Annotated in this window: 23 protein-coding genes; 13 read left to right on the top strand and 10 right to left on the bottom strand. The window is 39.4% G+C overall.

Annotated elements, in window-relative coordinates:
- Positions 1 to 259: 259 nt before the first annotated feature.
- Positions 260 to 1531: a hypothetical protein gene (locus U735_RS0116890; RefSeq protein WP_031444953.1), complete on the top strand. Its 1272-nt coding sequence runs from the start codon at positions 260 to 262 to the stop codon at positions 1529 to 1531.
- 721 nt (positions 1532 to 2252) lie between these two features.
- Here U735_RS0116890 and U735_RS0116875 read toward each other — a convergent pair.
- Positions 2253 to 3101, bottom strand: a complete 849-nt coding sequence (locus U735_RS0116875) for an AraC family transcriptional regulator (protein WP_031444950.1) — start codon at positions 3099 to 3101, stop codon at positions 2253 to 2255.
- 308 nt (positions 3102 to 3409) lie between these two features.
- Between U735_RS0116875 and U735_RS0116870 the strand changes: the two genes are divergently transcribed.
- The 3 genes from U735_RS0116870 (at position 3410) to U735_RS0116860 (ending at position 7644) form a co-directional block, all read left to right on the top strand.
- Positions 3410 to 4333: a dihydrodipicolinate synthase family protein gene (locus U735_RS0116870; RefSeq protein ID WP_034248555.1), complete on the top strand. Its 924-nt coding sequence runs from the start codon at positions 3410 to 3412 to the stop codon at positions 4331 to 4333.
- 90 nt (positions 4334 to 4423) lie between these two features.
- Entirely contained in the window at positions 4424 to 5872 is a 1449-nt protein-coding gene (locus tag U735_RS0116865; RefSeq protein WP_031444948.1) for a PHP domain-containing protein, read from the top strand.
- The gene (locus tag U735_RS0116860; RefSeq protein ID WP_051892201.1) at positions 5869 to 7644 is read left to right on the top strand and encodes a TIM-barrel domain-containing protein; all 1776 of its coding nucleotides are present in this window, start codon (positions 5869 to 5871) and stop codon (positions 7642 to 7644) included. The genes U735_RS0116865 and U735_RS0116860 overlap by 4 nt, the downstream gene beginning before the upstream one ends.
- A gap of 35 nt (positions 7645 to 7679) precedes the next feature.
- Here the strand turns inward: U735_RS0116860 and U735_RS0116855 are convergent, their stop codons facing one another.
- Together U735_RS0116855 and U735_RS0116850 are read right to left on the bottom strand one after the other, a co-directional pair.
- A complete protein-coding gene (locus tag U735_RS0116855; protein ID WP_051892199.1) occupies positions 7680 to 8555 on the bottom strand; it encodes a glycerophosphodiester phosphodiesterase family protein in 876 nt (291 codons plus the stop codon).
- 218 nt (positions 8556 to 8773) lie between these two features.
- Positions 8774 to 10018 (bottom strand): type IX secretion system plug protein, encoded by a 1245-nt coding sequence (locus tag U735_RS0116850; protein WP_031444945.1) that lies wholly within the window; start codon positions 10016 to 10018, stop codon positions 8774 to 8776.
- 149 nt (positions 10019 to 10167) lie between these two features.
- On the opposite strand from U735_RS0116850, the gene U735_RS0116845 reads away from it, so the two are divergent.
- The 8 genes from U735_RS0116845 (at position 10168) to U735_RS0116810 (ending at position 17785) form a co-directional block, all read left to right on the top strand.
- On the top strand, positions 10168 to 11520 hold the full coding sequence (locus tag U735_RS0116845; RefSeq protein WP_031444944.1) for a Na(+)-translocating NADH-quinone reductase subunit A: 1353 nt from the start codon (positions 10168 to 10170) through the stop codon (positions 11518 to 11520).
- A 4-nt stretch (positions 11521 to 11524) separates the two neighbouring features.
- Positions 11525 to 12793, top strand: a complete 1269-nt coding sequence (locus U735_RS0116840; protein WP_031444943.1) for an NADH:ubiquinone reductase (Na(+)-transporting) subunit B — start codon at positions 11525 to 11527, stop codon at positions 12791 to 12793.
- A gap of 2 nt (positions 12794 to 12795) precedes the next feature.
- A complete protein-coding gene (locus tag U735_RS0116835; RefSeq protein WP_031444942.1) occupies positions 12796 to 13548 on the top strand; it encodes a Na(+)-translocating NADH-quinone reductase subunit C in 753 nt (250 codons plus the stop codon).
- Positions 13549 to 13551: 3 nt separating this feature from the next.
- Entirely contained in the window at positions 13552 to 14199 is a 648-nt protein-coding gene (locus U735_RS0116830; protein ID WP_031444941.1) for an NADH:ubiquinone reductase (Na(+)-transporting) subunit D, read from the top strand.
- A gap of 24 nt (positions 14200 to 14223) precedes the next feature.
- Positions 14224 to 14961 carry an NADH:ubiquinone reductase (Na(+)-transporting) subunit E gene (gene nqrE / locus U735_RS0116825; protein WP_031444940.1) on the top strand — a complete coding sequence of 246 codons (738 nt, stop codon included), beginning with the start codon at positions 14224 to 14226 and terminating at the stop codon, positions 14959 to 14961.
- A gap of 2 nt (positions 14962 to 14963) precedes the next feature.
- A complete protein-coding gene (nqrF, locus tag U735_RS0116820) occupies positions 14964 to 16271 on the top strand; it encodes an NADH:ubiquinone reductase (Na(+)-transporting) subunit F (RefSeq protein ID WP_031444939.1) in 1308 nt (435 codons plus the stop codon).
- Positions 16272 to 16416: 145 nt separating this feature from the next.
- The gene (locus U735_RS0116815) at positions 16417 to 16776 is read left to right on the top strand and encodes a hypothetical protein (protein ID WP_031444938.1); all 360 of its coding nucleotides are present in this window, start codon (positions 16417 to 16419) and stop codon (positions 16774 to 16776) included.
- Entirely contained in the window at positions 16754 to 17785 is a 1032-nt protein-coding gene (locus tag U735_RS0116810; RefSeq protein ID WP_031444937.1) for an FAD:protein FMN transferase, read from the top strand. The genes U735_RS0116815 and U735_RS0116810 overlap by 23 nt, the downstream gene beginning before the upstream one ends.
- Here U735_RS0116810 and U735_RS0116805 read toward each other — a convergent pair whose 3' ends face one another.
- The 3 genes from U735_RS0116805 to gpmI form a co-directional block, all read right to left on the bottom strand.
- Positions 17786 to 18550 carry a class I SAM-dependent methyltransferase gene (locus U735_RS0116805; RefSeq protein WP_031444936.1) on the bottom strand — a complete coding sequence of 255 codons (765 nt, stop codon included), beginning with the start codon at positions 18548 to 18550 and terminating at the stop codon, positions 17786 to 17788.
- 169 nt (positions 18551 to 18719) lie between these two features.
- The gene (map, locus tag U735_RS0116800; RefSeq protein WP_031444935.1) at positions 18720 to 19538 is read right to left on the bottom strand and encodes a type I methionyl aminopeptidase; all 819 of its coding nucleotides are present in this window, start codon (positions 19536 to 19538) and stop codon (positions 18720 to 18722) included.
- Positions 19539 to 19613: 75 nt separating this feature from the next.
- Entirely contained in the window at positions 19614 to 21131 is a 1518-nt protein-coding gene (gpmI, locus tag U735_RS0116795; RefSeq protein WP_031444934.1) for a 2,3-bisphosphoglycerate-independent phosphoglycerate mutase, read from the bottom strand.
- 225 nt (positions 21132 to 21356) lie between these two features.
- Between gpmI and U735_RS0116785 the strand changes: the two genes are divergently transcribed.
- A complete protein-coding gene (locus U735_RS0116785) occupies positions 21357 to 21755 on the top strand; it encodes an ankyrin repeat domain-containing protein (RefSeq protein ID WP_031444933.1) in 399 nt (132 codons plus the stop codon).
- Positions 21756 to 21860: 105 nt separating this feature from the next.
- Here U735_RS0116785 and U735_RS26140 read toward each other — a convergent pair whose 3' ends face one another.
- The 4 genes from U735_RS26140 to U735_RS0116770 all read right to left on the bottom strand — a co-directional run bounded on the left by U735_RS26140 (position 21861) and on the right by U735_RS0116770 (position 25165).
- On the bottom strand, positions 21861 to 22028 hold the full coding sequence (locus U735_RS26140) for a DUF6747 family protein (RefSeq protein ID WP_316933021.1): 168 nt from the start codon (positions 22026 to 22028) through the stop codon (positions 21861 to 21863).
- 125 nt (positions 22029 to 22153) lie between these two features.
- Entirely contained in the window at positions 22154 to 22921 is a 768-nt protein-coding gene (locus tag U735_RS0116780; RefSeq protein WP_031444932.1) for a M48 family metalloprotease, read from the bottom strand.
- Between the two features lie 40 nt (positions 22922 to 22961).
- On the bottom strand, positions 22962 to 23696 hold the full coding sequence (locus U735_RS0116775; protein ID WP_031444931.1) for a M15 family metallopeptidase: 735 nt from the start codon (positions 23694 to 23696) through the stop codon (positions 22962 to 22964).
- A 290-nt stretch (positions 23697 to 23986) separates the two neighbouring features.
- Positions 23987 to 25165 carry a gliding motility-associated C-terminal domain-containing protein gene (locus tag U735_RS0116770; RefSeq protein WP_031444930.1) on the bottom strand — a complete coding sequence of 393 codons (1179 nt, stop codon included), beginning with the start codon at positions 25163 to 25165 and terminating at the stop codon, positions 23987 to 23989.
- Between the last annotated feature and the right edge of the window lie 60 nt (positions 25166 to 25225).

Here is a 25225-nt window from a genome sequence, read left to right as displayed (position 1 = left end):
AGGTGTTTTTTGAACGGTCATGACCACCATTATCACCGCGCCACTAAAAATGGTGTGCACTAAATAACCTCAGCAGGAGCGGGAGCTCCTTTGTACGATATAGATTTTGATCTGCCGGAAACGAAAAAATCCAGCAAAATAGAACATTTTGTCAATGTTTAGATCAATAAGAAAAATGCCTTTTTGTATGTGACGGATATGAAGGGCGATGAAATTGAAACCATTGAAATAAAAAGAAGGAAATAATCCTAGGAAAATTATGATGACTAAAAAAATAGGAATTCAAGTTTTGATAGTGGGCATGTCTCTGGCCACTGCATGGGCGATTAGGGGTCAGTTTGGACATGAACAGGGTGCTGCATGGGCAGGGGCAATTGGAGGCCTGGCCCTAGTGCTCGTTTCCGGTAGAAAGGACTGGTATAAGAAAATGATGTTGGTGGCTATGGCATCGGCTGTAGGTTGGGGAGCCGGAGGAATGATCAGTTATGGCATGGTAGTAGGCTATGGTTTCGCGGATAATTTTGTGAATGCCTATTATGGTCTTGGGATGCTCTTCCTAATTGGGGGACTATTCGGTTTATTGGGTGGTGGCCTTGTAGGTTTAACTCTGGATTCTACTAAGGAAAATAGAGTAAGATGGGGGGCGTTGCTATCGGAAATGACGGTTGGTGGAATTATCAGTTATTATTTTCTAATAGAGCAGATCGGCTTTAAAATGACGCCTCCGAGATCAGAGGCTTGGGCCGTGTGTTTTGGTGCCGGATTGGCCATGTTATGGTTTATGGCCAGGGAAAAAAGAAACTCGGCAATTAGGGTGGCTTTTTACGCAATGTTGGGTGGGGGTATTGGTTTTAGTTTTGGCAATTTTTTACATGTTCTTGGAAATACATGGCAAATCCCCTTTAATATGTGGAATGTTATGGAATATTGCATAGGTATTTGCGGTGGATCTGGCATGGCATATGGGGTGTTTAGTTCCAAGTGGCCGAAGGAAATCCCGAGGGCCATGAAATGGGAAAATTGGTCGGCCTTAATTATAGTGGTACTTTTTATTCCATTGATCGTTTATAGGGAGTCATTGACCTATGCCCATATTGCCAGACGATTGGAGAATTTGCCCAATATAGAATCCGTTGCCTCTACAAGTACCACAATGGTCCTTTTGGTGCTGTTGGCAATGGTCATATCCATCTTTTGGAGATTTAAAAAAGAGCAATTCTCACAAAATGATGTTCTGATTACATTTTTTACCATGCTATTGGCTTATACGTTTATGAGCTATGCCGTAACGGGGATTTTTGGGGGTGAAATGCATCTTAACCATCATCTTTATGTGGGGAACATCCTTTTAATTTTTGTCTTGCTCAGATCCGGTAGCTGGCAGTTCAACTATACGGAAATGGATAAGGTAGACCTTAAAAAATGGTTCTTTTATGTGTTGGTCATACTTGGTGTACTGGCCATTCTGGCAATGATAGCTATAAGTGTACACGGGGATCTGGGAGACAGGGATAGATTTCCTATGAATTAAATTAAGGATTTATTTTAATGGAGGAAGGTGTACAAAGAAAATGGCTAGGGACTATTCGGACCGTTTTGATTATTTCTATGGGCTATGCGGTCTTAAGATATAATGTAGAGGGAACTGTTGCATGGAAAAATTTACCAATATTTATTCTGAACAAAGGCCTGTCCTTTGCCGCAATAGTATTGCTTACTTTTAGTTTCACTATTAGGCCACTTCTCAATCTTTGAATTCGAGCTTTATATTTTGGGTATAACAGGGCTATTGCTGTCCATATTTCACGTACTCCTCAGTTTTTTTGATTTTTAATCCACACTACTATACCAAGTTTTTTGAGAGCGATAATAGCTTGTAGGTCATAGGGCATTTTAGTCTGCTCGCCGGTATGGCCAGTTTCATGTAATTGGGACTGTATCACTGGTGCTTTGGAAATCGCTCTAAAAATAAAGAAATGCTTATAAATGTTATTACTTCAAAGGAAATCCTCTTGGGGCTACTTTTTCTATTGGGAATACATCTTGTTTTTATGGGATATTCTACTTGGACCAGCCCTTCAAAGTGGCAGGGAGGCCTACCTCCAATAAGTTTAGACTCATTTATTGTTGTGCTTTTCGGATTTGCAAATAATGGAATTGGTCGTACTTCTATTAGAAAAGTTTAGGCTGCTTACTCTCTTGTCAGGCTATTTTCTGCTAAATGACAAATAACGGCTTGGCCATTTGTAAAATCACCTAAAAGTCTTTCTGTAATCCGAGGGAGTTTTGCCCATAATATGCTTGAAGTAGTGGTTGAAATTGGCCAGATTGTTGTACCCACTTTCAAAACAGATCTGTGTTATCTGCTTATCGGTTTCCGCCAGCAATTTGGCAGCTATACCAACCCTAACACTTTTTACATATTCCATAAAGGTAAGATCTGTCTTCTTTTTGAAATACCTACAAAAGGAACTGGGTGCCATATTCAATACAGCAGCGGCTTCTTCCAATTTAACGCCTTCCTGTATGTTCTGAAAAACATATTCGTAGACCTTGTTTATTTTATCCAGATTCTTGGAAAAAACTGCCGAACTATTATTGGGATTGGATAGGTTTTCACGATCATCTACCTGTAACAGAAAGTTGAATATTTTAAGCATTTCAATATAATACTCCAGGCCCTCCAACTGCGTCATCCGTTCCAAGGTTTGCCTAATGTGGCTATCATTGTCCAGTTTAAAACGGAGCCCAGTGCTCGACTGCTTTAAAAGATCTACCACCTGTTCCAGTTCTGGCATCCTAAAAAAGTCGGAGTTGATAATATCTTCCGAAAAGTGGGTAACAATGCAAAAAGGGTCATTTCCCTTTTCAAAATCCAAGGCTTCCCAACAGTGGGGCAAATTAGGCCCAAGAAGAACCAGATCGCCCTTTTCAAATCCGGAGATATTGTCACCGACAATTCTTCTGCCCGATCCCGAAGTAATAAAGTTCAATTCGAAATTTCTGTGGGAATGTATTCTGGCATTAGATGCCAAGGGTAATTTTCTTGATATAAATGAATGTTTGTTGGGTACAAATATTTTTTCAAAAATAAATTCCATGGCTTGGTATATTGACAATATTGGACTAATATAATTAAATTATTCAGAATTAAGGTTAAAATTTAATGCAATTAAAACAATATTGTAGTGGCAAGGGTTTTTTAATTGAGTTTATTTTGTTAGAGCAGCAAATCAAGTTTTATATAATTAATTACCAGTAGGTCCGATTATCGGATTTACAGATTTGTTGATCAAATATAAATTCATAAACAACCTAAAAGACCAACCATTATGAAACTAATTATTACAACTTTTTGTCCATTGGTAGGTATTGCTATTATTTAATCTAATCCTTTAAATATACAATCATGAAATTGGCTATAAAAGGAATAATACCTCCTATGGTTACCCCTCTACTCGAGAATAAGGAGTTAGACCTTGTGGGGCTAAAAAATCTATTGGAGCATTTAATAAATGGTGGTGTCCACGGTATTTTTATTTTGGGCACTACAGGGGAAGGTCCTAGTCTTAGTTATGCCGTCAGGAAACAGCTCATATCCGAAACCTGTAGAATCGTTAATAAAAAAGTTCCGGTTTTGGTCGGTATTACCGATACCTCTTTTGATGGGACACTGGAAATAGCAAACCATGCCAAAAAAGTCGGCGCTGACGCTTTAGTAGTGGCACCTCCTTATTATTTCCCAATTGCCCAAGAAGAAATGGGGGATTATCTGGAAAGTTTAGTGCCAATGCTTCCCTTACCATTTATGCTGTATAATATGCCAAGCTGTACAAAACTTCATTTATCCATAGATGTGGTTAGGAGGGCCAAGGAATTGGGGGCTATCGGCATTAAGGATAGTTCGGGAGATCTTTCATATCTGTATGTTCTGATAGAAGAATTTAAGAGCGATCCTACTTTTTCCATAATTGCAGGGACCGAGCTGTTTTTGCCAGAAACCATAATGTACGGCGGTCACGGTTCCGTTGCCGGGGGAGCAAATTTTTTCCCAAGACTATTCGTAGATTTGTACGAGGCGGCAATGGCTCAAAATTTGGAGAAAGTAAAATTATTGAGGGATAAGGTGATTAAGGTCCATCAGACAATTTATGAGGTAGGGGAGTATCCTTCAAGGCATATAAAGGGCACCAAAGCCGCTTTGATGGCTATGGGTATTTGTCAAGATCATAATGCGGAACCCTTGGACCGATTTACGGAGGAACAACGAAATAGGATTAAAAAGTATATAGCCCAATTCAATTATAGGAATGAGTATAAAACAATACATTAAAAAGTCCACTATGGAATTCTTATTGTGCCTCTTGGGTTAAATGTTTTATTTCTTTCGTATTAAAGAGGTTTTTTTGGAAGTCCTACAGTAATGGATAATATTAAAATGTTGAAAAAGTCTTTTGTTGCAATTCCGATTTTGGTTATCGCTAGTCTAGCACTTTTTTTTCATTTGGAAATACATATTATTGATGCCCTTAGCCTTAAAACCGTTCCCGCATACGATATACATATCCCAATATTGAGAATTATTTTTGAACCAATATTGGGATTGTTACTATATTTAAACCGGGCTATTTATCCATTACAGGAATTACCGATTGCCTTATTGTGGATTTTGGTTTTTTATATATGCCTAAGTCTATTCAAGATATTTAAAATTGCTTCAGTTCCTTACAGAAGGCAAACAGCATTGCGGTTTTTGGGTAACCTGCCTTTGTTGATCGGTATTTGTTTTTCGGTTTTTGTCGTTATCCTTTTTATTGGATTGCCTAATAATACCATTGTAAATAATACTTCGGATGAAATATTGGTAACCAGTCACGCCCATACCGAATTTAGTCATGATGGCTTAATATCCCAAGAGAAAATGTGGGCATGGCACAAAAGAAATGGGTTCGATGCTTTTTTTATTACAGATCATGCCAATCACAAAAAAACATTGGACTTCTCCACCCAACAAAGAAATAACCAATTTTCTATAGACCCTTTAATCATGGTAGGTCAAGAACATTCGGGCTCCAATCATATGAGTTTATTGGGATTGAATGGAAAATTTAAAACCAAGGACAAACCGGATTCCCTAATAGTAAATTTGGTACATAAGCATGGAGGGGCGGTTATAGTCAATCACTGGTTTGATGGGAAAGGAAAGGATAAGGAGTTTTATAAGGACCTGGGTGTGGATGGTTTTGAAATTGAAAATGTAGGCAAGGAACTATATTATGACCGAACCATATTTAAGGATCTTAAAAAGTTCTGTGAAGATAACAAGCTTCTCATGCTCGGCGGACTTGATTTTCATGGTTACGGTAGGGCCTGCGGGATATGGAATGCTTTCCAAATTCCGAATTGGCATCAAATGGATCCGGATAAAAAGGAGAATTCCATTTTGGAAATAATAAGGAATAGGGATCAGAGTAGGGTTAAGGTACTTATGTACCAGGACCGGCCTTTTTATAGTGGAAAAAATTTATTGTTCCAGCCCTTTATTACAGTGGTAAATTATTTTAGGACACTAAATTTTTGGCAAGTAATATCTTGGACTTTATGGTTGATTTTGTTTCAATTGCTTTGGAATTACAGAAGGGAGCATTTTATCCCGATGCATAAAAGAATGGCTTTGGCGGGAATGCTAAGTTCCCTGTTTTTAATTGTTTTGGGTCTGTATTATATGGTTCGGGCCAATGCAGTAAAAGGTTATAGTAAAGTGTTTGCCGAATACAGTTCCTTGCTGCTTATCATAGGGTCTATTTTTATGGTCTATTCGCTCGGGACCATATATTTTAGATTCTTTAAGAAAATGAAGAAAATAAATTGAATAAAAAGGCTATAAAGATTGGTATTTGGGTTTTGGCGTCTTTGGGTGTCGTCTCCTATTTTTATTGGATTTTCCCTGTATGGGGCATGCCGTTCAATAGTCAGCGGCATGGAAATCCGCCTTTAACGCCTCCCTGGGCATTGGAATGTTGGCTTTGGGAAGATGATGTCAATACTTCCGACTATGTGGACGAATTATTGGAAGGCTATAAGGAAAATGATATTCCGGTAAGAACCATTATTTTGGATAGTCCCTGGTCTTTGCGCTATAATGATTTTGAAATTGATACTAGTCTTTATATAAAGCCGGACCAATGGTTTAAAAAGCTTCAGGACAATGACTACCGGGTAGTACTTTGGATGACTTCCATGGTGAATAGTTATAGTAAGGATGCCAACATTAAGGATTCCAAGGATTGGTATCAAAGGGCAATGGATAACGGTTTTTTGGTTAAATCCCGTAACCCCAATAAATGGTGGAAAGGGGAGGGAGGTTTTATAGATTATACCAGTGATAATGCCATGGATTGGTGGCGTGGGCTGCAACAAAATGTTTTTGATCTTGGAATTGATGGATGGAAACTGGATGGCACAGCAACCCTTTTTTGGAACCAACTTGGGCCAATACCAATATTTTATAAGCGGACATCCAAGGGAATTATGACCACTAGAACTTATATGGACCATTATTACAGGGACGAATACGCGCATGGCCTTACCCAAAATCCGGAGTTTGTTACCCTTTCCCGATCCATAGACCGTGGCTTTCATCCCGAAGGTTTTTCGCCCATTGATGCTTCCCCGGTAAATTGGGTAGGCGATCAGGAACACAAATGGGTAACCGATGAAATGATATTGCAAGAGGGAGATGAAAAAGTGGATATTGCCCTGGAAGGAATCCAAGGCTTTGAATCCGCTATAGAAAGTGTGATAAAAAGTTCTGAATTGGGGTATAACATTGTTGGATCCGATGTCGCCGGATTTTCGGGGAAAACGATTCCTCCAAGACTTTATATTCGCTGGACTCAATTCTCTACTTTTTGCGGTCTGTTCATGAATGGTGGCCATGGGGAGAGGCGACTTTGGAAGAGAACAGAGGAGGAGTTGGAGGTAATACGAAAGTTTTCTTGGTTGCATACAGAATTGGTGCCCTATATGTACCATTATGTGATAACGGCCCATAAAGGGGGAAGAAGGTTGCAGACACCCCTAAAAAAAGGGAAATATCACTATATGTTCGGGGATGACTTTTTGGTGGCGCCCATTTATATGGATTCCAAAAAGAGGACAATTACCCTGCCCAAGGGTAAATGGAGATACTTTTTTGACGATAATGTACCCATTGATGGCGAGGTGGATATTGAGCGGGAATTTCCCATGGACGAATTTCCAGTATATATAAAGGAAGGGGCCATTGTTCCTATGGATATTAAGCGATCCTATACCGGATTGGGAAATGGGGATTCAGAGGGCTTTACTACCATCTTGGTGTATCCCCAAAGTGAAAATAGTTTTGATTATTTTCATACGGACACCGAAGGGAGAACCACAATTTCTTACGAAGCAAAAGCCGGTACCCTGAAACTTTCCCTGGAAGGAACAAAATTCTCACATATTTTACGGATACATTCCAATAGCAAGCCGCAATCGGTCGCACTGGACGGCAAGCAACTGGAAAAGGAGGTGTTTTGGAATTATGACGACCAAGACCATAAACTCTTGATCAAGAATGGCAGTGGGTATCGGAAAGGGGTGTATGAAATAAAATTTTGACCCTCCCCTTCATATATCCTATTTCTGAGTAGAGCTTATCGGTGAAGGTTCCTGGATCTGAGATAGCTCAAAAGTTCTTCGGGTAGATCGGTTTGAATTACGTTCACGTACTTTCGGGACAAGAGGGCATCAAAACCTGAATTTTTAGCTTCGGTTTCCATGCTATCATACTTGCCCAAAGCATTGATCCATACCCTGTATCCGGATTTTATAAGTCGGCGCATAGTTCCATCTCTATAATAGCTCTCATCAATATGAATAATGGAAATATCCTCCAATTTCCTTATGTTCCTAATATCCTTTCTGGAATAAGCCCTTGGCATTATTTTAATGTCCCTGTTCAATTTTTGGTACTGGGAGGTTTCGGGAAAATCATAGAGGAAAAACAATATCTGTTTTTCCATACCGTATTTTTCTATCATATCGAAAGTTTGCCTTACGGCTGCCTCTCCCTCCAGCTTAAAATCCACATCCAATAGCATCTTGCCCTTGGTTAATTGTAGTACCTCTTCAAAGGTTGGTATCTGCTCATCGGTATTGGCATCTCCGAACTTAAGTTTAAACTCCTTTAGTTCGGCAAGGGTAAAATCATCCACTTTTCCTGTACCATTGGTTGTTCTATCAATGGTTTTGTCGTGCATAATTACCAGTTCGCCATCCTTACTTTTTCTAATATCAATTTCCACGATATCTACCCCTATACGAATGCTTTCGCTTATGGCAGCTAAAGAATTTTCAGGATAGTTGGGATTGGTCGCTCTGTGGGCTGCAACGAGGACCTGTTCCGGATGGTTGTGGTAATCGTTAAGAATGCTGTCCAGTTTGGTTTCTTGAGCAAGTGAGCTTAGGCCTAGGAAAAGTAGAAGGACAAAAATGGTTTTGTTCCAAATAGAAGAAAAGCTAATATTCATGTTTAATTATGGGTTAGGGATTAGGTTGAGATTCCCGTCATTATTATGGTGCAATATAAAAAGACTTTTTGTTTACACGTTTAAGCTTGGGTTAATATCTTATTAATTCCACTTTTTTGTTGTGCTAATCCCTTGTGGCCAGCACATTCCATGGTCTACATAATATTGCTGCCTTATGGCTACTTTAGGAAATATGGGGGGACTTCTTTAACCAATAGTTAATTGGTGATGGAACGCGAATTAGCCGATCCTACCCCGATAATGCTGTCGTAGATATCGCCAAAATTCCTGTAATAGACCAGGATGAGGTAGTTGTTCTCCGTAAAATGAAAATTTCCCGAAATGGTGTTCATGTCAATATCACCTTCCTTATTTTTCATTACATATTTGTAGTTGTAAAATCCTTGTTTCATTTTTATGACCGCCTCCATATTGCCTGTATTTTCATTATAGGTCATTTTGTTTTCCTCATCAAGGGCGTAATTATTGTATTTTCCAAATACATATACATCGTTCAGGCCTATTTTTTCTGTATAGGGCAGCGTAAAATGTATATAACTGTATTCGGCCTCCCTAGAACTGTCGTCTCCCTGAAGGGTCCTGACCACAAAATCGCCATTAACATCGGGATAGTAGGTATAGGGACGGTCGTACCTATAATAATCCATAAACAAATAATGGTTGTAAAGGTCTGTAAGTTCTATCCTGGAAATAGAAGAACTAGGGGCCCTAAGGTCTTTGGTGTCAAAATTAAAATATTCATTTCCGCCAAAAAAACTGGTTTCCTTATCATATTTATATACCAGTTCCGATCCCAGTATAAACTGAGGGCTTATGTTGGTAATCGTGGTGGGCCAGAGATGGTTTTGAATTATGGCCACTTTTACTTCCTTATTGGGGTTTACCAATTTTACCTGATTGGCGTTAATGGTAAACTGTACCACTTGTTTTTCATTTAAATAGTTGAAATCCCTAGAACGTTTTACTACGCCGCCCACTGTGACCCTGTCTTCGTATACTATAAATCTTCTGGAAAATTGAAGCTCATTATAGCTGTTGTAAATTTCCAATACGTAATTACCGCTAACCTTTAATCGGGTATTGTCATTGGGTATTGTAAGTTTGTAGTTGGAATAAGATTGCAGTGTAGAGTAGCTGTTTTCGTAATCTACTATCCGCTCGTTGTCCATTCCGTTTAAATATTGGGATTTTAAAAGGGAAGATGGGGTCCAGTCGTAATCGCAATGTACTATCTTGTAATAATAGTCTTGTTCATTGGCCAAAAGGTCATCAAATTCCAAATAAATAGGATTGCCCAAGCTAACGACCGGAAACTGGTCATCGGTGTCACCTTTAAAGACTATAGTTTTGATATTTGTTGGAGGGTTAATTTCCATTTGCACCTGGGCAAAAGCAAAATGGCAGGAAATGAACAGTATAAGCGCAATAAAATTCAATCTCATCTGGTGATATTTTCACGTAAAGGTAAGCAAAAAGCAAGCCTAAATGGATTAGCGTGGTTTAATCTCTAAATTTATAAGTAATAATTATGAAAACTTTTTATTAAGTATTAAATTTGCTCGAAATTTTGATAACCTAAGGTCTACTAAATATGTCTAAAGACATCCGAATTAAAAAAGGCTTGAACATTAATCTTATTGGTGATGCGGAAAAGACTACTTCCAAAGCTGTTTTAAGTAATGTTTATGCGATTAATCTTCAGGATTTTCACGGAATTACACCTAAATTATTAGTTAAGCAGGGCGCTGAAGTAAAGGCGGGAGAGCCACTTTTTTACAATAAAAATGTGGAAGACATGCTTTTTGTTTCCCCGGTTAGCGGAGAATTGATCGAGGTAGTGAGAGGAGCAAGAAGAAAAATTTTAACCTTGAAAATATTGGCAGACAAAAGCCAAGAATTTGTGTCCCATGCACCTTTATCCCCTAAAAGCGCAAAAGCTGAAGAGATTAAAGCGCTGCTTCTAAAATCTGGGTGTTGGCCTTTCATTAAGCAAAGACCTTATGATATTATTGCGAACCCAAGTGTAACCCCAAAGTCCATATTCATCTCTGCTTATGTTACCAGTCCTATGGCGGCCGATTTGGATTATGCTTTAAAGGGAAAGGAAAATGAAATTCAGGCAGCAATTACTGTTCTGGGGAAATTAACTCCTGGAAAGGTACATGTTTCTGTAGGTAAAGGCGGGCAGTCTATTTTTTCCAAGATGGAAGGTACGGAAATACATAATGTTTCCGGTCCCCACCCAGCTGGTTTGGTAGGTACCCAAATCAATAAGATAGATCCAATCAATAAAGGCGAAGTAGTTTGGACAATAGCTCCACAGGACCTTGTTATTATAGGGGAGCTTTTGCTAACGGGAAGGTTTAATCCTGAAAGGGTTGTGGCCCTGGTAGGGTCCAGCGTTAAGTCGCCAAAATATTACACTACTAAAATAGGTTCTGAAATAGCTACCTTTCTATATGCCAGTGGTGTGAATACAGAAAATTTTAGAGTGATCAATGGGGATGTACTCACCGGGTCCAAAACAAAACCTGACGGATATTTAGGGTATTATAACAATACCGTAAGTGTTATTCCCGAAGGTGATGATTATGAATTTTTTGGATGGAACAAGCCAGTTTTCAATAAAATATCTTCCACTAGGGCCTTGACCTTCTCATGGTTGCAGCCCAATAAGAAATACGATTTGGACACCAATACCAATGGTGAACACAGGGCATTTGTGGTTACAGGATTGTATGAGGAAGTTTTTCCAATGGACATCTATCCTTTACAACTTCTAAAAGCATGTATGGTAAAGGACTTGGATGAAATGGAGCAGTTGGGCCTTTATGAAGTTGCTCCCGAAGATTTTTCACTTACAGAATTTATTTGCATCTCTAAACAACCCCATCAACAGATTATTAGGGAAGGGTTGGATTTATTATATAAAGAAATAGGATAAAAAGATGAGCTTAAAAAATAATTTACATAACCTAAAGGAGAAGTACAAGGGTAAAAAAATGGCCCCTGCATTCAATGCAATCCATACCTTTTTGTATGCTCCAAACGAAACTACACATTCTGGTTCCCATGTGCGTGCAGTGGATGATTTAAAACGTACGATGAACACGGTAATCATGGCTTTGGTGCCCGTGCTTATCTTTGGGATTTTCAATGCTGGTTATCAGCACTATGCTGCTGTTGATGCTGCCAATGGTGTAATTAGGCAAGCTTCTCTTTTCGGAAACTTCCTGACTTGGGAGAATTTCATTATGGGAGCATGGACCGTGCTGCCATTGGTAATTGTTTCCTATGCGGTTGGACTTGCGGTTGAATTCTTGTTTGCAGTAATCAAGGGACATGAGGTTGAGGAAGGATATTTGGTGACGGGTATGCTGGTTCCATTGATAGTCCCTATTGATACTCCATTGTGGATGTTGGCCGTGGCCGTTGTCTTTGGAGTGGTTATTGGCAAGGAAGTTTTTGGAGGTACCGGAATGAATATTTTGAATCCTGCACTTACCATTAGGGCATTTTTATTCTTTGCCTATCCTACCTGGATGAGTGGGGATAAGGTTTGGGTACACCAAGCGGTTGACTTGGCCGGTGGTCCGGACGCTATCTCTGGAGAAACTATTTTGGGTTATTTGGCCCAAAATAAGGGAGCGGAAATGACTTATTCTATTTCTGATATGTTTTTTGGCTTTATTCCTGGATCCGTTGGAGAAACTTCTACAATACTAATTTTGTTGGGCGGACTTTTCTTGATCTACAGTAAGATTGCCAGTTGGAGGATCATGGTGAGCGCCGTAATAGGGGCCTTGGTCATGGGAGTTATCTTTAATGGGGTAGTTGGTGCCGGCTGGATAACTGAAACCAGTAAATTCTACGGGTTAATGAGTTTTGACTTTTGGCAACATTTGATCGTAGGTGGTTTGGCCTTTGGTATTGTGTATATGGCAACCGATCCTGTTACCGGTGCACAGACTAACAAGGGTAAATGGTTTTATGGATTCTTTATAGGATTTATTTCGGTATTGATCAGGGTGTTCAATCCTGCTTATCCTGAAGGCGTGTTCTTGGCTATTTTGTTGATGAACGTTTTTGCTCCAACTATTGATCATTATGTGATTAGGGGTAATGTAAATAGAAGAATGAAGCGTGCTAAAAACGCTACTATTTTGCCTAGGGATGGAGAAGGAAAAGCACAGGAATTAAAAGCAGAAACAGTATAATCATGGCAGTTAATACAGATAAAAATAGTTACACCGTTATTTTCGCCGCCGTTATGGTGGTCATTGTAGGGTCTCTTTTGGCATTTTTTGCCTCCTCCTTAAGTGAAAAGATTAAGGAGAACGAAAGACTGGAAAAACAACAGAATATTCTTTATGCCATGGGCGTAAACGAAAATGAAGACGAAGGAAGTGTCAATTTTGTTTCTACGGATCGGGTTGCAGGGGAATTTCAAAAATATATTACGGAGCAACTGGTAATTGAAGGAGATCAGATTACAAAAGACGACAATGCTTACCTTATCGATCTAAAAAAACAGGAAACTGTGGCCAAAGCAGGTAAAACTAGAAAGTTGCCTCTTTTTATCGGTGAAAAGGATGGGTCTAAATATTATATCATTCCTATGAGGGGCAAAGGTCTTTGGGATGCTATTTGGGGCTTCGTAGCCTTGGATAATAATTTGGTGGTACAAGGTGTGTATTTTGATCATAAAGGAGAAACCCCTGGTTTGGGAGCCAATATAAAGCAACGTTACTTCATGGACGATTTTATTGGGGAATCCATTTTAGATGGTACGGAATATGCCGGTATCGCAGTGGCCAAGGGAAATAACGACCCTACCAACGAAATCAAGAATGACAATGAAGTTGACGCATTGGCAGGAGCAACCATTACTGGTAACGGCCTGTCCGCAATGATCAAAGAAAGCGTAAATCTATATAAGTCCTACTTGGAATCAATAAGAGCTAAAAATTAAACTATGGCACTACTTTCAAAAAAAGATACGAGTCTAATATTAGACCCCTTAGCGGATAATAACCCGATTACCATTCAGGTTTTGGGTATTTGTTCGGCATTGGCAATTACAGCAGAGCTAAAGGCATCCATTGTAATGGCCCTATCGGTTGTGTTTGTATTGGGTATAGGAAATGTTGTTATTTCCTTAATGCGAAACATTATCCCTTCCAAAATTAGAATTATTGTACAATTGGTAGTTGTGGCCGCCTTGGTGATCATGGTAGATCAGGTGTTAAAAGCCTTTGCCTATGAACTGAGCAAAACGCTTTCTGTTTTCGTGGGTCTTATTATAACCAACTGTATCATTATGGGTCGTTTTGAGGCCTTTGCCTTGGCCAACGGACCTTGGAGGTCCTTCTTGGACGGTATTGGTAATGCAGCCGGTTACGGGCTTATACTTGTTATAATTGGGTTCTTTAGGGAACTTTTGGGTTCTGGTACCTTACTTGGTTTTAAGGTATTGGGAGATCCCATAGAAAAAACAGGTTTATATGCAACGGGTTATGAGAACAACGGATTTATGTTGTTGTCCCCAATGGCCTTGATTGTTGTTGGTCTCATTATCTGGGTACAACGTTCAAGAAACAAAGCTTTAATAGAGGAAAACTAGTAGTCATCATAAGAATAGAATGTTATGTTAGAACATGTAGAATTATTTTTTAAATCCATATTTATAGATAATATGGTATTTGCCACGTTCTTAGGAATGTGTTCTTACCTTGCCGTTTCTAAAAAAGTGACTACTGCAGTTGGTCTTGGAGCAGCTGTGATCTTTGTATTGGCGGTAACTGTTCCCTTAAACTGGTTGTTGGATCAGTATCTTCTAAGAGATGGGGCCCTGGCTTGGTTAGGACCTGAGTACGCCGATTATAACCTTAGCTTTTTATCTTTTATCCTCTTTATAGCTACCATAGCAACTATGGTGCAATTGGTAGAGATTGTTGTTGAAAAATTTTCCCCTGCACTTTATAATTCATTGGGAATATTTTTACCACTAATTGCGGTTAACTGTGCTATCTTGGGAGGTTCCTTATTTATGCAGTCTAGGGATATCCAAACTCTTGGGTTGGCCTTTAATTATGGACTTAGTTCCGGTATAGGTTGGTTCTTGGCTATTTTGGCCATTGCTGCCATACGTGAGAAAATTAGATACTCCAATGTACCTCCACCACTTAGAGGTCTTGGTATAACCTTTATAATCACTGGACTTATGGCTATAGGTTTTATGAGTTTTGGCGGTATGTTGACAGGTGGTGATGAAGCTCCAAAAGAAGTAGAGCAGAATACTGCCCAAAAAGTAGAGGAGGATAAAATAATTAAGGAGACCAAAGAAAATACGGTTTCTTATAACAACGCTATAATAAACGAGTAAAAATGATCTTAGCTACAAGTACAATTGGAACAATACTGATAACGGTAGTTGCTTTTTTAATACTACTGTTATTGTTGGTGGCACTATTACTGTTTACCAAGGAAAAATTATCCCCATCAGGACCAGTAACCATAACTATCAATGGTGAAAAGAAAATTGAAGTAGGTTCAGGAGGGTCTTTATTGTCTACCTTGGGAAACCAGAAAATATTTCTTCCTTCTGCCTGTGGAGGTGGGGGAACCTGTATTCAGTGTGAATGCCATGTGCTGTCCGGTGGAGGGGAAGCCCTACCAACGGAAACACCACATTTTTCCAAAAAGGAATTGAACCATGGTGCTCGTTTGGCCTGTCAGGTAAAGGTGAAGCAGGATATGGAAATTACCATTCCTGAGGAAGTGTTCGGAATTAAGAAATGGCAGGGAACTGTTGTACGTAATTACAACGTGGCTTCATTTATTAAGGAATTCGTAGTTGAAATTCCTGAAGATATGGGTTATAAGGCCGGTGGGTATATTCAGATCGAGATTCCTCCATGTGAGGTGAAGTTCTCTGAAATGGATATCACTGCACATCCTGAAGAGCACGAAACCCCTGATAAGTTTCAGGCAGAATGGGATAAGTTCAACCTATGGCCGTTGGTTATGAAGAACCCTGAGACTGTGGAAAGAGCTTACTCAATGGCTTCTTATCCTGCTGAAGGAAGGGAAATTATGTTGAACGTTCGTATAGCCACTCCACCCTGGGATAGGGCCAAAAATGGTTGGATGGATGTTAATCCTGGAATTGCATCTTCCTATATTTTCAATTTGAAAAAAGGAGATCCTGTTACCATTTCTGGACCTTACGGTGAGTTCTTTATCAACGAATCGGATTCTGAAATGTTGTATGTAGGTGGTGGTGCCGGAATGGCTCCTATGCGTTCACATTTATATCACTTGTTCAACACTTTAAAGACGAACAGAAAAGTTACCTATTGGTATGGAGGTAGGTCTAAACGTGAATTGTTTTATTTGGATCATTTTTACAGACTTGAAAAGGAATTTCCAAACTTTAAATTCTATTTGGCACTATCCGAGCCTTTACCAGAGGATAACTGGAAAGTGAAGGAGAATATAGACGCACCAGGTGACGGTTTCGTAGGATTTATACACAACTGTGTAATTGAAAACTATTTGAACCATCACGAATCACCGGAAGATATAGAACTATATTTCTGTGGACCACCATTAATGAACAAGGCGGTTCAAAAAATGGGAGAGGATTTCGGTATCCCTGATGAGCATATTAGATTTGACGATTTTGGAGGTTAACTTATAGACTTCGAAATTTTCAAGACCTTGATGGTCTAATTATAGACCTGTCAGGTTTTCAAAACCTGACAGGTCTTTTTTTATGTGAACATTGTTATGAGAATGCCAAGATTTTTCTTCGGCTTAGGAATATAAAGTATAGATGATGAGTACGCCCTTAACAGAACAGGAATTGCACAATTTGGCCATGAATATTGTTGGGAAACAATTGGAAGCGGACGGATTCGAGTTTATGGGGGTTAATAGCAAACCCAAAAGAAATCCGCAATTTGTCTGTCTTAAGGATAAAAAATTATTTTTTATTGTGGTTAGGAGTGTCCTGCATCCACAAGATCCGAGGGAATACGACATGTCCTTAATGCAGAAAATGAAGGATCACGCCTTGACCCAAAACGGAGAGGCCTATTATGCCGGTGTTGGTCTGTACAATGCCGAGGATAGGAATCTGCCGGTTTATCTTAATGAAGCTTATATTTTGGAATATGAAGGACTTATTAAAATATAGTGGCATGCGTTTAGTGGTGGTTTGTTTAATCCTGATTTCCGCAGGATGTAGGAACAGTGAGTCCAATTGGGTGAAGAATATAAGTTCTGGGTCAGCCTTGGGAACTTCATATAACATTACTTATTTGGCTACGTCGGAATTGAGTTTTGAAGCGGAAATCGATTCCCTTTTCCAAGTGCTAAATCAATCTATGTCCACTTATATACCTACTTCCGATATTTCAAGAATTAATGCAGGAGATTCTACTATTGTTGTAGATGCCATGTTCAGGGAGGTATTTGAACTTTCTGGAAAGATTTTTGAAGCTACGGAGGGTTATTTTGACCCTACCGTTGGCGTATTGGTGAATGCCTGGGGTTTTGGACCGGGAAAAGAGTTGGAAATGGATAGTATTAAGGTAGATAGTCTTTTGGATTACGTTGGGTTTAATAAAGTGGCCATTAAGGCGGATAATAGAATAAAAAAGTCGGATCCGGCCATATATTTCGATTTTAATGCCATAGCCAAAGGATATGCAGTAGACCAACTGGCTGTTTTGTTGAGGAATAAGGGGATTACCGATTTTTTAATTGAAGTAGGGGGGGAGCTGGTGGCCCAAGGGGAAAATAGGATCAAGGAGAAAAGATGGGTGGTGGCCATTGATGATCCCATGATGGAGGAAAGCAGAACTTACAAGAGAACCTTGTATATGAAAGACGTTGCCATGGCATCTTCGGGGAATTATAGAAAGTTTAAAATTGATCCGGAAACCGGTGCCAAGTATGTCCATACTATAGATCCCAAAACTGGTTTTACCAGGAATTCAAATATCTTGGCGGCAAGTGTATTGGCGAGTAATTGTGCCACTGCAGACGCTTTTGCCACTGCTTTTATGGCCATGGATTTGGAGAAAACGAAGACTATACTGGCCCAACATAAAGAATTGGACGGCTATATAATCTATTTGGATCCGGAAGGGAATGTTTTGGAATATATGACGAACGGATTTAAGGAGAATGTATTGGAGTAGTTATTTGGATACCAAGGGAATAATCTCTCCTTTTGCCAAACGATAATTGTCCACTTCGGCATCGGATAACTTTTTGGTGTAATCTACTTCTTCCACCTTAAAGCCCATAGCCCTAAGCTTCTCAAAATAATCCTGTCCATAAATACGAACATGGTCGTACTGTCCAAATATTTTTGCCCTTTCCTTTTTGTCCGTAATACTATTGTCCTCGTAGGTATCGGCCCTTTTAAGGTCTTGTGGAATTTGGAAAACTCCCCATCCTCCGGGCTTTAATACCCTGTACAATTCTTGCATTGCTTTGGTATCATTGGGAATATGTTCCAGAACATGGTTGCAAAATATGACGTCGAAGGAATTTTCGGTGAAGGGCAGGTTGCATATATCTGCCTTTACATCCGCCAAGGGAGAATTAAGATCGGTTGTAGTGTAGTTTAGGTTTTTCTGGTTTCTAAATCTTTTGTAAAAGGCCTGTTCGGGAGCAAAATGTAAGACCTTAAGATTGTCCGTAAAAAAATTGGTCTCATTTTTTAAATACAGCCACAATAATCGGTGCCGCTCCAGGGATAGGGTAGAGGGCGATAACACATTTTCCCTGGGATGTTCGTAGCCATAAGGGAGGAAGCTTTTGAACTTTTTTCCATCTATGGGGTCGGTATAACGATCGCCCCGCATGCTAAGTGCCATAAGGGGGCGCACCCAATAACTTAGTTTAATAAGAATTGGCCTGGGGATGGTGTTTAGGATGTATTTAAATAACTTTTTCAAAGTGCTTTACTGGATTGTCCATATGAATAAAGGAAATTCACCATTAGTTTTCTAGAGATTATTTTTAATGGCTTAAAAAGTATATGGTGCGGTTGCAAACTTTGGTCTAGAAAGTTGGAAAAGCAATTAAATCTTAAAGCAGTGTTCAAGTTAAATAAACCGCCCTATATTACAAAACCAATGCTTTTTGGCGAAACTCCGCTTCCTCGTCACTTTCTATCCCCAAAGCCTCGTATATATAGGCAAAGGTGGACAATATTTCGGGCTTTCCATCTATGATGGCAACATCATGTTCAAAATGTGCGCTAGGTTTATTATCTGCCGTTAGAATGGTCCAGCCATCCTTTAATTGTTTTATTCTCCTGGTTCCTAAATTAATCATGGGCTCTATGGCCACTACCATACCTTCCACAAATTTCTTTCCCCTTCCACGTTTGCCATAGTTGGGCATTTCAGGGTCCTCATGCATTTCCCTGCCCAATCCGTGACCGACCAATTCCCTTACTACGCCATAACCTCGACTTTCGGTATATTGTTGAATGGCATAACCAACGTCACCTACACGGTTTCCAATTTTGAATTCTCGAATCCCAACATATAGGGATTCTTTGGTGACCTGTAACAGTTTTTTTGTTTCGGCGTCAACCTCCCCTACCTCAAAGGTGTAGGCATGATCCCCATAAAATCCGTTTTTAAGGGCTCCACAATCTATAGAGATAATATCGCCTTCAACCAAAGGAGTGTTGTTGGGTATTCCATGTACCACTTGGGCATTGGGACTCATGCACAAAGAATTGGGAAAATCGTACAATCCCAAGAATCCGGGAACGGCCCCGTGGTCCCTTATAAATGTTTCGGCCATGCCGTCCAGCTGTAAGGTGGTAACCCCCGGCTTTACTTCGCTGGCCAACATTCCCAAGGTCTTGCTCACGATCAACGCGCTTTCGCGCATTAATTCTATCTCTTCTAAAGTCTTAATTTTAATCATAGAATGCAAAGGTAAAACAATACTTTTAAAACTGCACGCTTGCAGGTATTTGCAAATTCATTGAAGGAGAAACAGTTAGACCAATGGTTTTCTTGTCATTAGGGCTGGTTGCGGAACACCCATAAGCTTTAGAATGGTTGGTGCAATATCACCTAAAACACCATCTTTTATACTTTTCAATTCCTTATCTACCAATATCAAGGGGACTGGATTTGTAGTATGTGCCGTATTTGGGCTACCGTCCGGATTAATCATGGTCTCGCAATTTCCGTGATCGGCAATGACCAAAGTAGTATATCCATTTTCCAGACCAGCGTTTATAACGGACTCCGCACAGCTATCAACAGTTTCACAGGCCTTTATTGCAGCTTGCATATCTCCGGTATGGCCTACCATATCGGGGTTGGCAAAATTGAGACAGACAAAATCTACCTCTCCTTTTTTTAATTCGGGAATTATGGCATCCCTAATCTCGTAGGCGCTCATCTCCGGCTTTAAATCATAGGTAGCTACCTTGGGTGACGGACATAGAATTCGCTCTTCCCCCTCAAAAGGAATTTCCCTGCCACCGTTAAAGAAGAAGGTAACATGTGGATATTTTTCGGTCTCCGCAATCCTTATCTGTTTTTTGTGTGCCTTGGCCAAGATTTCTCCCAAGGTCTCGCTAATATTATCCTTGTCATAAACTACCTTCACTCCCTTATATGAATCATCGTAGTTGGTCATGGTTACATAATAAAGGTCCAATTTGTGCATGTTGAGTTCGTGCATGTCTTCTTGACTTAGCACTTGGGTAAGTTCCCTGCCGCGGTCTGTCCTAAAATTGAAAAAGATAACCACATCACCATTTTTAATAATGGATAAAGGCGACCCTTGATCATCAGTGATCAATACAGGTTTTAGGAATTCATCCGTAATACCGGATTCATAACTGGCCAATATGGATTCTTCAACATTGTTTGTTTTTTGGCCCTCACCATTCACCAATAGGTCAAAGGCCAATTTTACCCGTTCCCATCTTTTATCCCTGTCCATGGCATAATAACGGCCAATAACACTGGCCAGCTTTGCGTTCTTATCCGCGCAATACTTATTTAAAGCTTCTACATATCCTATTCCACTTTTAGGGTCTACGTCCCTACCATCGGTAAAGGCATGGATATAGGTGTTTTTAAGGCCGTAGCTTTCACTGGCATCAATAAGTCCTCTTAGGTGCGAGGTGTGGCTATGTACGCCCCCGTCACTTAACAATCCCAAAAAATGTACCGGTTTGTTATTGTTTTTTGCATATAGCAGTGCATCTTTTAGCACTTGCTCATCTTTTAAGGTATCCTGATCAATAGCCAGGTTTATTTTTGCCAAATCTTGGTATACAATTCGGCCGGCCCCAAGGTTCATGTGGCCTACCTCACTATTGCCCATCTGTCCTTCCGGTAAACCTACATTCATTCCATCGGTCAATAAGTTGGAATTGGCGTATTTGGTGTAAAGCGAGTCAATAAAGGGCGTGTTGGCATTTTCTATGGCGGAGACCTTTGGGTCTGGGGATTTGCCCCATCCATCCAAGATCATCAAAATTACTTTCTTGTTCATGTTATGTATGTTGTTAGTGTCAAAAATAAAACTATTGTATATGGATTGCTAGAATTTGGGACAGCTTTTTTGAAAATTTTAAATTCCTCCATGGATTTTTTTAGGTGACTGGCCAAAAGAGAAGCTTTTGTTAAACTTTTGTTATTTATGAGCAAAAAGTGAAACAAATTTAACGGATTAGAGTCTGTTAGGGTAATCAATAATCACTAATTAATCTTATTCATCATGAGAAAAACTTTTTTAACAGTCGTCATGGCATTATTGTTTATGGTCGCAGGCGTCTACGCCGAGAGTAGTACTAACATTTACACCCCAAGTAAATCCGTATTAATGGTCAAGCCAGGAGAATTAAGCTCATTCTGTAAGGCCATTGTGGAAGGGGATTTAGAAACTGTTAAGCGACTCATTGAGTTGGGAGAGGATCTTAATCAAAAATCATTGGGAAAAACACCTGCCATTTTTGCCGCTCGTTACAACAAAGTAGAAATTCTAGAGCTCCTTATCGCCAATGGAGCCAATCTTAAAATTAAGTGCGACAACGGTTACAACGCAAAAAGACATGCGGAACTATCCCATGCCACAGAGGCCTTGGAGGTAATCAACGCTAGTTTACAGAAGAAGTAGTTGCGCTTGCATTTAATAAAAAAACCTATCGAAATTAATCGATAGGTTTTTTTATTACTTTAATTTGCTTTTATAGTGTTCAGGTAAAAGAGCAAATCCAAATGTCTAGAATTCAAATCCAGTAAAGGCCCTAAATAATAATGCATAAAGTGCCATGGATAGCATTGCCACGCAGAATACAGAGTAGATCTTCAAAAATACAACTACGTATTCTGGTTTACAATTTTCGAATGCCGCTAAATAAATGTTCTTAAAGTGTAATAAAGTTCCCATATAGTCTCATTTAAATGATTGTAAATCAAAGCTATAAGGGTTAAATTTGTGCGGGTAATAAGATTTGGTTCTGGTGCAATATACTAATAATACCTTTAAATACTAATCTAGTAATGGAAAAATGGCTATTGTTGACCTTTAAATCGGTCAATGGCTTCTTTTATCCGTTCAATGCGATTATCGGGGTCTGGATGAGTACTTTGAAATTCGGGTACTCTATTTGGCCCGGCTGCGGCCTTTAAAATTTCCATCACCTTGATCATTTCATAGGGGTCATAACCGGATTGTATCATAAAAAGAACTCCTAATTCATCGCTTTCCAATTCATCGTCCCGACCGTTGGTCAATAAGGTGTTTTGGCCAATACTATTGACAATTCCACCCGCATCGGCGCCTACAGAGGCACCCATACTTATTGTCTGCCAAAAGTTGCTATCCGCAATCCTCTCTGCAGAGTGTCTTCCAATTACATGCCCTATCTCATGTCCCAATACTCCAGCCAGTTGCGCTTCGTTCAATTGGGAAAAGAGGGCATAGGTTACGAATACGGGTCCACCGGGCAGTGCAAAGGCATTGATGGTTTGTTCATCTGCCAATAAATGAAAATCGTATTTATATGGTGTTTCCCTAGCAATGCTGTTATTTACCAATTTATGGCCCAACTGATCAACAAAAGACTGTAATCGTTCATCAGGATATAGGCCACCATATTGCTGGGCCACTTCAGGTGCACTTTGCAAGCCAATGGCCACTTCTTGCTCCGTACTCATATTAATGTTCTGCACCCTACCGGTATATGGGTTTTCCTCCTTGTTATTGCAGCGCTGTACGAAAGCAAATGCTACAATTGCCAGGCCTATGAATATCCTAATTTTCCAACTGCCTCTTCTCATCTGTATTTTAATGTAATACGTATTAAATTACAAAAATTATTTATAGGAGGTCTGGATTAATATCCAAAATATTGTTCTGAATATAACCTTTTAGAAATCCTGAAGTGAAGTTTTCCTTCCCTATGATATCTTCCTCCAATAAAAGTTTAAAAATATTCTTTCGCCTAAAGGTCTTTAGCATGGGTATGGAAATAGGAGCATAGCTATAATGCCAAGGCTCGTATTTAAATCCCTTTCTTTTGGGATTATCCGTATATACCAAATAAAAGCCATATTTGTTGGCATTATCGTCCATCCATTTCTTTAATAGGGCAAATGGACCACCTTCTCCGAATTTTTCGGGTACCAAAACATCTCCCGTAGTTTTTGGATAGCCGTCAATTATGTCTATATCCGTTCCCCAATGATGTCTACTGGTGCCAGGGATAGTAGAATATTCTATAATTTTTTCAATGGCACCCAATTTGGTCATTCCCTTTTCCTCGGTATATTGTAAATATTTACGTTCCCAAATACCTTCCTGACGATAAAAATTACGATAGCTAGATACAATTTTTAGATCTATGCCATCACTATAGGCTGCCCTTTTCATCTCTACAAAGGCGTCATGGGCTTCTTTTCTTAGGTTTATATCCTTGCCAAAAAGTTCAATATCCACTTTGCCCATTAATTCTGCTACGGAATATTCTGTTTCCTGGGAAAGGGTGAGGCCTGGAACTAGTGATAGGGCCAGACCGGTATAGCTACTTTTTTTAATAAAAGATCTTCTTTGCATAGGGTACTAATTATTTAATTATAAGCAATCCAATATATCCAATTACTCCAAAAATTCTGCCACGTTTTATATTATAGGGGTATTTATCCTTATTACCTTGGACATATGAATAAAATTGAAACTATAAAGTTACTTAAATTCTATAAGATTTGGTTCCGAACAGAGTGGAATTACTGTTAAGGATGGGGGGGAGAAGGGAGGTAAGTTTCCTAGAGCAAGTATTACATGCTGCTGTATGAAGCACAGTAAAAGTAGGTAGTTGATAAAGGGATGGCAGAATATATTCTAAATTAGTTTTGCGAATTTTGGGATAAGTATAAATAGCCCTGATGTTTTATTTTAATATCGTTTAGGGTGATGATGTAAAAATACACTCCAGAGGACAGACCTATATCTCCTTTGACCAACATATTTCTGTTGGAGATACCTTCAAATTCATCCCTATAATTTTCTTTGTAGTATACCAATACACCGTATCTATTAAAGATTTGAAGTAGATTGTTGGGAGATTCCTCTATACCATCAATTACAAGATAATCGTTGGTGCCATCACCGTTGGGGGTTAAAAAATAATTGCCCAATTCTATGGTGGTAAGACTTTCATTAAGATCAAGGGCCCCACCGATTGTAATGATGTCGTAGTCATTTGGAACAAAGGTATCCGAACTTAATGTTCCAAAGGAAAATTCTCCTTCCAATGCGGAATTCCCTAGGTTGACCCATTTCTGTTGACTTTTACTCCAGCCTACTACTATTAGGTCACTAATATATTCCCCAAGATTACCAATATTGCTCCTGTCATCCCAGCTTAGAGTAACTGTGCTGGGGGAGTCCCCCTCCAAACGCCAAAATTCCTGATTACTTACGGCGGCCACATTAAAGTCCCTTGCGCCCGTATTGAAATTTTCATTAAAACTGGATTGGTTATCCGGGGCTACAAAGAAATAGGCACATTTGGCCAGTGCATTAACGCTTTCCGAAGTTATGGTCAAAGGTCTCATACGGTCACCATCCCCAACGGGGAAGGTAAAGGTATCCTTATTTGCAATAGCCCCATAACCATCAATTTTGGTATTGTTTCCCTCTCCCACATAAAATGAATCATCGGAAAAGTTTAGGAAAACATTGGAGCGATTCCTAGGGGTAAAGACGTTGCCCTGTATGAAGTTGAAATTATTCAATACCCCAACGCTTGTTTCCAGATATAGTCCGTCATTTACAGCTACCTCGGAATCATAAAAAACAGGGGTAAAGGCTCCGGAAATGGTCAAGGGGTCGTTATCGCTATAAAAGCCTACCAAACCTAAATTTTCATCAAAGGTACCATCGTTAATGACATCCATATGGAAACCCACCATGGCAGTTTCATGGATTTGAATATAGCCATAATTATGTACTGCATCCTGGGCATGTGCCAAAGTAACAGTCCAAATAATAATGTTTAATATTATTTTTTTGACAATATTCATTTTCGGAATTATGCTAAAAACGCGATTCTTAAATTTGTATTGATAAGCAATTTTATTTTT

This window comes from Arenibacter algicola, from assembly GCF_000733925.1.
Taxonomy (GTDB): domain Bacteria; phylum Bacteroidota; class Bacteroidia; order Flavobacteriales; family Flavobacteriaceae; genus Arenibacter; species Arenibacter algicola.
This window is presented reverse-complemented; position numbering and strand designations above follow the sequence as displayed.